This window comes from Gelidibacter sp., assembly GCF_039916245.1.
In the GTDB taxonomy this organism is placed as follows: domain Bacteria; phylum Bacteroidota; class Bacteroidia; order Flavobacteriales; family Flavobacteriaceae; genus Gelidibacter.
In genome coordinates this window covers 1-10,477 of the sequence record NZ_JBDSLS010000014.1, presented here as the reverse complement: position 1 = coordinate 10,477, position 10,477 = coordinate 1, and the positions used below count along the sequence as shown (strand labels likewise).

Annotated in this window: 6 protein-coding genes; 1 reads left to right on the top strand and 5 read right to left on the bottom strand. The window is 36.9% G+C overall.

Annotation, left to right across the window (positions count from 1 at the left end; genetic code table 11):
* A partial coding sequence (locus ABIQ28_RS01095) for a PHP domain-containing protein (protein ID WP_348034905.1) occupies positions 1 to 2,186 on the bottom strand: 2,186 nt, incomplete at its 3' end.
* Entirely contained in the window at positions 2,186 to 3,400 is a 1,215-nt protein-coding gene (locus ABIQ28_RS01090; RefSeq protein ID WP_348034904.1) for a DNA polymerase IV, read from the bottom strand. The genes ABIQ28_RS01090 and ABIQ28_RS01095, both read right to left, overlap by 1 nt.
* Before the next feature lie 121 nt (positions 3,401 to 3,521).
* Here ABIQ28_RS01090 and ABIQ28_RS01085 point away from each other — a divergent pair, with 121 nt between their 5' ends.
* Positions 3,522 to 3,716 (top strand): hypothetical protein, encoded by a 195-nt coding sequence (locus ABIQ28_RS01085; protein ID WP_348034903.1) that lies wholly within the window; start codon positions 3,522 to 3,524, stop codon positions 3,714 to 3,716.
* A 254-nt stretch (positions 3,717 to 3,970) separates the two neighbouring features.
* Here the strand turns inward: ABIQ28_RS01085 and ABIQ28_RS01080 are convergent, their stop codons facing one another.
* From ABIQ28_RS01080 to ABIQ28_RS01070, 3 genes are read right to left on the bottom strand one after another with little or no spacing between them, the layout of a single operon-like run.
* Positions 3,971 to 6,088, bottom strand: coding sequence for a glycoside hydrolase family 97 protein (locus tag ABIQ28_RS01080; RefSeq protein WP_348034902.1), 2,118 nt, complete (start codon positions 6,086 to 6,088; stop codon positions 3,971 to 3,973).
* 13 nt (positions 6,089 to 6,101) lie between these two features.
* Positions 6,102 to 8,582: a glycoside hydrolase family 31 protein gene (locus tag ABIQ28_RS01075; RefSeq protein ID WP_348034901.1), complete on the bottom strand. Its 2,481-nt coding sequence runs from the start codon at positions 8,580 to 8,582 to the stop codon at positions 6,102 to 6,104.
* Positions 8,583 to 8,625: 43 nt separating this feature from the next.
* The gene (locus tag ABIQ28_RS01070) at positions 8,626 to 10,386 is read right to left on the bottom strand and encodes a glycoside hydrolase family 66 protein (RefSeq protein WP_348034900.1); all 1,761 of its coding nucleotides are present in this window, start codon (positions 10,384 to 10,386) and stop codon (positions 8,626 to 8,628) included.
* Positions 10,387 to 10,477 lie beyond the last annotated feature (91 nt).

Here is a 10,477-nt window from a genome sequence, read left to right as displayed (position 1 = left end):
TCGTGTAAATAATGTTCCACACTATAAAAACCACCGCCATTGTTCAGTACCGCAGTCATAAATTCCAAAGGAAAATAACATTTCAGATATAAACTCTGGTAACTTTCCACGGCATAAGATGCGGAATGTCCTTTTGCAAAAGCATAACCGGCAAAACTCTTGATCTGATTCCAGACTTCAAATATCAATTCATCCGTAAAGCCTTTCTTCCTGCAATTGGATATAAATTTTTCTTCCACGGCAACAAACTCTTGACGTGAGCGAAACTTCCCACTCATCCCTCGCCTTAATACGTCGGCCTCGCCAAGCGATAGATCCGCAAATTGATTGGCAACTTTTAATACATCCTCTTGATAGACCATGACACCATAAGTCTCGGGCATAATTTGCATCAAGATAGGATGGGCATTTTTTCTATTTTCAGGATAGCGGTGCCGCTTAATGAACTCCTCTTTCATGCCCGACCCGGAAACACCTGGTCTAATAATGGAACTTGCAGCAACCAGTCCGATATAATCCTGGGTCTGTAATTGTTGCATCAATCCGCGCATGGCTGGCGATTCGACATAATAGGCTCCAATGGCGCCTCCAGATTTTAAAAGGGCATTGATGTTCTTATCCTTCTTAAAAGCTTCCACATTGGTAATGTCAATGGGAGGGACTTCTGGTCGGTTTTCAGCAATGATATCCAAAGCATCTTTAATCTTGGCCAATCCCCGCTGACCTAAAATATCAAACTTGAAGACGCCAACATCCTCCGCGATGATCATATCAAATTGAACCGTAGGGAATCCTTTTGGCGGCATATCGGTTGCCGAATAATAATGCACGGGTCGGTCTAAAATAAGCACGCCAGCGGAGTGAACACTCAAATGGTTTGGGAATCCCTCAATCAATTTACCGTATCGTAAAACAAGCTGTGAGATGTCATCCAATTGAGAAATTGCATAATTCCCTTTGCTCAATTTATCAATTTCCTCTTTTGGCAAACCAAAGACTTTCCCCAGCTCTCGAACCACCGCTCTATATTTAAAAGTATTGTAAGTGGCCAATAACGCCGTATGCGGAAAACGTCTAAAAATATAATCAGTCACATCATCTCTGTCCTTCCAGGAGAAATCAATGTCAAAATCGGGTGGGGAGGCTCTAAAAGGATTTATGAAACGTTCAAAATATAAATCCAACTCAATAGGGTCCACATCGGTGATCCCGATGATATACGCAACAATGCTATTGGCACCACTACCACGCCCAACATGGAAATAACCTTTGCTGTTGGCATAAGAAACGATATCATAATTGATCAGAAAGAAGGCCACAAAATCCAGAGATTTGATAGTGTCCAATTCAGTTTTTAATCGGTTTAAAACTTTCTCGTCCGGACTGGAATAACGTTTGTGTAAATTATCGTAACATAATTTTTCTAGTAGTTCGTAGTCCTGGTCAACGGAATCCGTATAAAGCCTTAAGTTTTGCGATACACGATGTTCTCCAAATCCAAATTCAATATCACAGTTATTCAAGATCCGGTTCGTATTCTCAATAATATTCGGGAAATCAGCAAAGGCTTCATTGATCTCATCCAAAGAAATCATTTTTTCAGTCAACTTACATTCCTCCGATTTGTCAAGTTTGCTCAACAAAGTATTTTTATCAATAGCTCGTAACAATCGGTGCGCGTTGAAATCTTTTTTTCCTCTGATGGTGACGGTCTGCAGAACCACCAATCTGCTTTCAAGATTTTTCAATTTAGAGAACCGTAGTTTCCGCAATTCTTCAATGGACACGCCAATAAATTCGTTTTCAGAAAAGTCAGTTTTTTCTAATTGCAGAATATGCTCAAAAGGATAAATGATATAACAATTCTCAAAAGTAGGAGCGAGCTCAGGCAATTTAATTTTGTTTTCCGAATGATGGGATAGAAAGGAATTGAGTTCTTTAAATCCCTCATTGTTCTTGGCAAGACCGACATAGACTTGTTTGTTGCCGTTTCTAAAGTCAATCCCAACTACAGGTTTGATATCATAATCCTTCGCTTTTCGGATGAAATTTAAGCATGCCGAGGTGTTATTAATGTCCGTCAGTGCTAAAGACTGGATAGCATTTTTTTTGGCAAGTTCCAAAAGTTCTATTTCAGAAAACGTACCGTAGCGCAGGGAATAATATGAGTGACAATTAAGATACATTATTGGTTTCTATGAGCTAATACAGTCGGCGGTTCACCATTAAATGGATTGTCAAATCTTCCTATAGAATTGGCGCCCATTGACGAGGCACGCATAATGCTTGCTTCGCCATAACGGCCTCTAATATGATCCATGGCATTATAAAGACTGAGCATTTCTTCAGTATCATCAAATAAATTGATTTGATAATGACCGCTAACAATATCGTTGATCTTAACGCCGACCAGTCGCACCAACAGCCGACGCTGATATAATTGTTCAAACAGTTCCATCACTTTCGGAATGATGACATGATCGGCGCTCGAATAAGGAATTTTAACCTGTTTGCTATACGTATTAAAATCAGAATACCGAATTTTCACACTGATGACCCCAGCTATTTTGTTTCCTCTCCGTAACTGAAACGCCAAATTTTCGGACATCGCAAAAATAGTGGTTCGCAACTGTTTGACATCAATAGTGTCTTTATTGAAAGTGCGCTCTGTTGAAATGGACTTCCGTTCATGAAACTTAACCAACGGTGGATTGTCTATACCGTTCGCCCTTTTCCAAATGGTGGTGCCATTCGCGCCTAAGGCGCTGGTCATCATTTCGACGGGCATTTGTTGTACGACGCTCACTTTATCAACGCCTAAATTCCGCAGTACTTGATACGTTTTTTCTCCAACAGAAGGTATTTTACGAATGGATAATGGCCCAAGAAAGGATTTTTCAAAACCTGCATCAATTTTCAATTGGTTATTGGGTTTAGCTTCTCCAGTGGCGACTTTGGAAACTATTTTATTGACCGACAATCCAAATGAAATCGGCAGGCCACTATTTTTAATAATGCTCTGTCTGAGCTCAGATGCATATTTATAACAGCCATGAAATTTATCCATTCCCGTTAAATCGGCATAGAATTCATCAACACTCGCTTTCTCAAATACCGGAACTTTCTCCTTAATGATCTCAGTAACCAGATGTGAATATTTTGTATAAATTGAAGCATCCCCACGGATCACAATAGCTTCCGGACATAAATTTCGCGCCACCTTCATGGACATTCCAGAATGCACGCCAAACATTCGCGTTTCATAACTACATGCCGCAACTACACCTCTATCTCCCGTACCACCAACCAATAACGGCCTATTAACCAGTCGGCTATCAATTAATCGCTCACACGAAACGAAGAAGGTGTCCAAATCGAGATGCAAAATGTTCTTTTCCATTCTGCAAAATTACTCATAAATGTAGCTATGTATTGCTGTTAATTGTAGTATGTGAATAACTCGCGTCATAGGAATACGCGTGAAGTGTTTATTCTTATTAAATTAGATAAAAACGACGGTTATGGCATTTATTGATTTAACTGAAGGATTTCCGAAAGAAAATGGTGTATTCAGAGTTATGGTCAATTCTGTAAATGAAAAAGCATATGAATCTATGGCAGAATGGCGAGCAGAGGAAGGTTTTGAACTAATAGATGGAAAACTTGAAGATGATTCATATATTGTTTCTTGGTGGGTAAATGATAATATCCGTTAATGGTTTTGTTCAAATTTTGTCAGAACTGAAATACCTAATAACTATGGCAAAAAACAAAAAACCTATATGGTTAAGGTTAATTCGCTATCAATTTAATTACTTATGGTATCATCTTTTATTTCCTGTAGGAGTTGAAGAAGATGATTTTACAAAAAAACAATAGCGTCCTAAGGAATAACTTTATATATCTTCAAAACAATTCAATGCCTATGACGTGTTGGAAACTCGGATTGTTGCTTTTATTTCCTCTGAGATTATATGATTTCGATTATACTTATCGCATAACCTCCGCCTTCAACGCTTTTTAAACTAATTTTTGATTTGGCGGAGACCTTTAGTTTTTTAATTTTATAAGATTGTGGATTGGTCTTATAATTAGCATCATCTCCATCGGAATAAATGGTCGCAATGTATTTCTTGTTTTTATCCAAAAAGTCTAAAGTAATTTCTGAAATACGATCTTTTTTGCCATTTACATTGCCTATAAACCAATTGTCCGTTCCTTTTTCTTTACGAGCAATGGTGATATAGCTACCAGGTTCAGCTTCTAAATAGACGCTTTTTTCCCAATCAATTCCAACATCTTTTATAAATTGAAAAGCATCTAGGAATCGATTGTAGTTTTCGGGTAAATCTGCTGCCATTTGCAGCGGGCTATACATCGTCACATAAAGTGCCAATTGATTAGCAATGGTACTGTTGACATGGGAAGTGTTTTCAGGATTTAATTTACTGATATCCATTTCAAAAATTCCCGGGGTATAATCCATCGGGCCTCCAACTAATCTCGTAAAAGGTAAAATGGTTACGTGATTTGCTTTTGACCCACCAAAAGCTTGATATTCTGTTCCTCTTGCCGATTCATTACTGATTAAATTGGGATAGGTTCTTGCAATTCCAGTTGGCCTCACAGCTTCGTGAGCATTTACCATAATTTTGTAATCTGCTGCTTTTTCAAGTGCATATTGGTAATGGTTAATCATCCATTGGCTGTAGTGGTTTTCTCCTCGAGGAAGTATATTTCCCACATAACCACTTTTTACGGAGTTATAGCCATGATCTTTCATAAACTTATAGGCTTGATCTAAATGTCTTTCATAGTTTCTAACCGATGAAGAGGTCTCATGATGCATGATCATCTCAACGTCTTTATCCTTTGCATAATTTTGAATGCCTACCACATCGAAATCCGGATAAGGGGTTATAAAATCAAAAACATAATCTTTAGAATGCCCAAACCAATCTTCCCATCCAATGTTCCAGCCTTCCACTAAAACACCGTCAAAACCATGTTCAGAAGCAAAATCAATCAACTCCTTTACATGAGGAGTATTAGCGCCGTGTTTTCCATTGGGTTTCGTTTTTGTGTAGTCCGTGATGCCTAATTTTACGGCCTTCAAATCATCAGTATAAGCCCAAGAGCTTTTTCCTGTTATCATTTCCCACCACACACCAACATATTTTATAGGTTTAATCCAGGAAGTATCTTCAATTTTATTAGGTTCATTTAAATTATATGTAATTCTGGATGCCAATAGATCTTTGGCGTTATCACTTACTATTACAGTACGCCAAGGGGTTACTGCTGGTGCTATCATGTAAGGGCCATTTCCTTGAACATCTGGAGTCAACCAAGCATTGAAGATGAAATTTTTATCATCAAGTTCGAGATGCATTGCAGAATAATCTATTAAGGCCGCTTCATGTAAATTAATATAAAGACCATCATCTGTTTTCAATAATAATGACGTTTGAACTCCTGTTGGAGAAAATGAAGTTTGCGATAAATTGGATGTAATCGAATTTGACATTAATCCCCTGATTTCTGAAAGTTTTGATTCTATATAATCATATTCTTGTGTGTCATAATCTCCAGGAATCCAAAAAGCGGTGTGGTCATTAGTCATGGCAAATTGCGTTAACTCCTTTTCAACTACAAAATGTCCCAGGTTAGGTTGTTCCGGAAATTCATATCTAAAACCTAAGCCGTCATTAAATACACGGAATCGAATCATCATCATGCGTTGAGACTCGTCCTGTTTAAGGCTTATCAATAATTCATTATAGTGATTTCTAATTACACTTTCCTCTCCCCAAACAGGTCTCCAAGTTTCATCAAAGGATGATCTCTCTGAATTCACAATGGAAAACCCATGCTTCAAATCTTGGTCATCTCCTTTAATTTGGAAGCCAAGATGACTGGTTTCAATCACTGCTTTATTCTTAAAAGACATTTGATAGGTGGGAGCACCCTCATCATTTACTGAAAAACTTAGTCGAATATTTTTATCAGGGGAATAAATGTCTTGTGCAAATGCATGAGCAATAACGAAAATAGATAGCGTTATTACGCTTAAAATATGTTTTATCATCTGTGGGGATTTATTATTTTAAAATTACAATTTCGATGTTTGATTTGGTGTCAGGTACTCTAATGAGCAAGAGTTGATTCTTTGTATCGAAGAAATAATTGGATTCCTTAAAATTAGAATTCATGTTTTCCGAAATTTTATTCAGTGAGGAGACTTTAATTTTAGTGCTATTTACTTGAATGCCTTTTGGATTTGAAGTGGTGTGGATTTTTAGTAAAAAATTTCTATTCGTTGTTTTGAACGTATTCTGTTGTGGTTCGTTTATTTCAATCTTAAAAAATTTTTCAGAGTCTTCTGTTTTAATTGTAGTTAGAGAGAACTCATCATTCTTGTAATTATTGGTTTCGCCATCGTCTTCATAAAGTTCAAACTGATTTATTTTATCAGATGGGAAAATTTCTAAAATGACCGGTGCATTTTTAAGCGCACCGATGTACTGCATAATAGGGGATTTTGGGATAATTGAACCCGCTTTCACAAACATTGGAATGGTTTCCAATGTAACAGGGTAATTAATCGTTGAGCCACCATTGTATTTAATTGAGGGATTATTATAATCTATCCATTCACCTTTTGGAAGATAAACGTTTCTGTTTTTTACGCCTTTTTCTACTACGGGTGCGATCAACAGGGCTTCTCCAAACATGAATTGGTCATCTATCTTAAAGGTGTTTTCATCTTTGGGATATTCCAATATTAACGCTCTCATTATTGGAATTCCTGTATCATATGATTTACGTGCATACGAATAGATGTAAGGGTGCATCTCATATTTTAATTCTATGGAAGCTTTTGCGATTTTTTCGGCCTGCTCTCCAAAAAGCCATGGTTCTACGGCATTATTTCCTTCATGATGAGCACGACTTAACGGATTGAAGATCCCGAATTGCAACCATCTCACATAAAGCTCAGCAAATTCAGGGTAGTCTGTAATATCTCCACAATATCCAGAAATGTCTGTTGTCCAAAACGGTATCAATCCTAAACCTGCGGATAGCCCCATGGGGATTTGATTTGCAAAATTAACCCAACCGTCATTCACATCTTCACCATTTCCACTATCACCAGACCATCCAAATGTATAACGTTGAAGACCGGCATAAGCGGCGCGTGTCATTTGAAAAACACGTTGGTTTGGGTTGTGTTTTTCAAACTGGTCAGTCACTACTTTATCCCAGGTTAGACCATAAACATTATGAATTTCATCATGCATGCCCAAATAATGTTTCATATTGAGTCGGTCTGTACTTTCTTCATTGCTCCATGCAGGTTCTCCCATGTCTGTCCAAAAGCCTTTAACGCCATCATTGATAGGGATTTGTTGCAAATTACCCCACCAATCTGATGTTTCTGGTTTTGTGAAGTCCACAACTCCGGCGTTTCCACCCCAAGGCCAGGGCATGTCATAAGATTTTCCAGTCCTCATGTCGGTAGCGAAATAACCCTTTGCATCCGCTTCTTCCCATTGTTTTTTTGTAGCTTGAGAAACGACAGGGTCCTGGGAAACGATGACTTTAAACCCATGGTCGGCTAAGTCTGAAAGCATCTTTTTTGGGTTTTGATATTTTTCTTTTGCCCATTCAAAATTCTGTAGGCCTTCTACCCATCCGATATCCTGATAGATGATGTCACATGGGATATTTCGTTTTCTGTACGCTTGCGCAATTTCTCTTGTAAGTGTTTCATTGGTTAAAAGACCACGGCTTTGCGACCATCCAAAGGCCCATTTAGGTGGCATAATTGGTTTGCCGGTTAATGTGGTATAACTTTCAATAATTTCTTTATAATCTTTACCATAAAAGAAGTAATAAATAAAAGCTCCATTGGGGGATGAAAATGAAAAAGAATCATTGGATTCTTCACCAAAATCGAATTTTGACTTGTAGGTATTGTCAAAGAAAATTCCATAATTGTGACTGCTCAAAAAGAATGGAATACTCTTATAAAGAGGATCTTCGTTTTCTGAATAGCAAGGTTTATCACTATTCCACATTGTATATGATTTTCCTCGCCTATCTAAAGTCCCTGTCTTTTCTCCCAAGCCAAAAAAGTGTTCGTCAATTCTTAATGTTTTTGTGGTTTTTATTTCTGTGCCATTCACAACGTAGGGTAGGTCAGTGTCACCTAAAATCAGCTTCTGATATTTATTAAAGATTTGAATGTTAAAAGGTGATTTATTAATAATTACTCTCAAATCTGCAGTGAAAATCTCATAACTTGAAGCAGATTCATTAAGGTTAATAGAAAATCCTGGATCAAAATTTTCATTGACCACCGCAAAAGAGAGGTTGGTTCTTTGAAATTCACCGGTTGGAGAAAACCAAAACTTAATGTTTTTTGAATTTAGAAAATCAAGTGAAATTTGGGCTCCTGATTCCAATGAGAATACGGCTTTATTGTTTTCTGAAAAAGCATTTTTTATGGTTAATTCTTTTTGTGACCAACTCAAATTAAAAACTAAAAGAAATAAAATAAGGCTGTGTGTTGCTTTCATTGTTCTAAGGTTTATATCTGTTATTTTATGATATACTTTGTTTTTAATTTTCAAAAACGATCATACTCCAATAATTTAAATAGGGTAAAGTAAAAGTTATCGAACTACCGTTATTTTTAAATTCCAAATGTTTGGAGGCGCCTCCTTCATAATCTGGAGATGCAAACCACACTTTTGAAACTGGCTTGTTTGAGCTTATGGTCATTTCTATATTGAAAAAGGAATTTGGCCTGGTTTGAATTTTCCCATTATCTCTCCAATTTAAGGTTGATACGCCATTAAAGTTGAGTAGTTGAAATACTTGTCTATCCTTAAAATGTTTTACAACGGTTGATACGTTTCCGAAAATTGGAGGCCAATTGTTGAAGCCTAAATCTGGTGAAGTTATAGATGCGGTATCGAACTCACCGCCATCTCTCAACAAATTTTGATAGGCGGTCATGAAATCGTAATATTCTTTTAGGGAATTTTTCAGTTCATTATCCATTTGTAAGTTATTGGATGGAAAATATTCCCTGGATAACATGTGTTCTCCCAACTCCAAATGTGCGCCTCCAAAAGCAAATATGGCGGCATCAGCTAAGAGAACACTTGGAGTATTAAAGTTTCCTTCAGAAGACTCGTAGTTCATATAGGCGGCCAATACTGTATTTAATTGATTGTTTGAAGCTTTATTATTTTCCAAAATCACCTGAACTAAATCTGCATACTGTATTCTGGTCCAAACTTCAGAGTAAGCAAAATCCATTGGAGTTGACAAAATTTCATTGTTACCGAACTGATCCACTGCATTTAAAGCGTGTTTTTTATCAGGAAAATGTGTGGTTAGAGCTGTTAGAAAATTATTATAGCCGTTTTTTAAGTTGATGTCATGACCTCCATAGTCATAAACATTGCAACGATCTCCTAATTGGTCTAAGTGCCAACCGTCAAAGTTTAAGTTGGAATATACATCCTTAGTTTTTGTAAAAATATAGTTCTGCCATTCTTCATTTTTTGGATTGGAAACTAGGATCTTGCCAAAATCACCCAAATCATGGGAGTTGATTGTATTGTGAAATCTATCATTATAAATTAACCATTGTTTTGAAAAGCCATCTCCGTCCTCTGGCTGCCATACTCCAAATAGGAGATTGTAAAACATAGAAGCCATATTCCGATCATGACCTGCTTCAATATATCCAGCAACAGATGCAAGATTCACTTCTCTATTAAATAAATCGACCCAAGTGTCTTTGGGACTTCCGTTATTGTCTAAAGGTAAGGGGATGTGGTGTTTGGCGTGCCAATCATAGTATTGTAAGCCGTTGATATGGTAATTCTTTAAATTTTCAATTACTGAAATTCTCTGCGATTCTGAGATGTTTCCAAAATCTGACAAAAAACCATATCTCGGAAATTTTGTCCAATCTGAAGATACGTCAACAGCAGTGGTTCCTAGAACCGTTTGTTTTCCATTGGTTGTTTCTACTAATTCTATCATATAGCCCTTAAAATCATCAATTGGAGGAAGCCATTGCCATGATGTTGAGGTCAAAGGTTCTTCATTAATAGTTTTCCCAAGAAATTTATATTTAATGATGGTGTTTGGAGTTAAAGCATCTACAGAAAATATAACTTCTTCTCCAGGATTGTATTTGGCCTTGTCCTTTGTTAAATTCAATACTTCAGTGTAAGCAAAAGGTTGATCTGGGGATAAGTGTTTTTGCTTAGCATTATCGTCATCATTATTGCAGGCCATCATAAAAATATAGAGCAAAACAAAAGTTCTGGAAATGAGTCTTGTTAATTTATTTTCAATCATTGTTATTGGTGTTATGAAATTTAAAATTATCGAGACATTATTGTCATTGCTCCAGAGTCTAGATTTATTCTAATTTCATATTTTCCTGCCT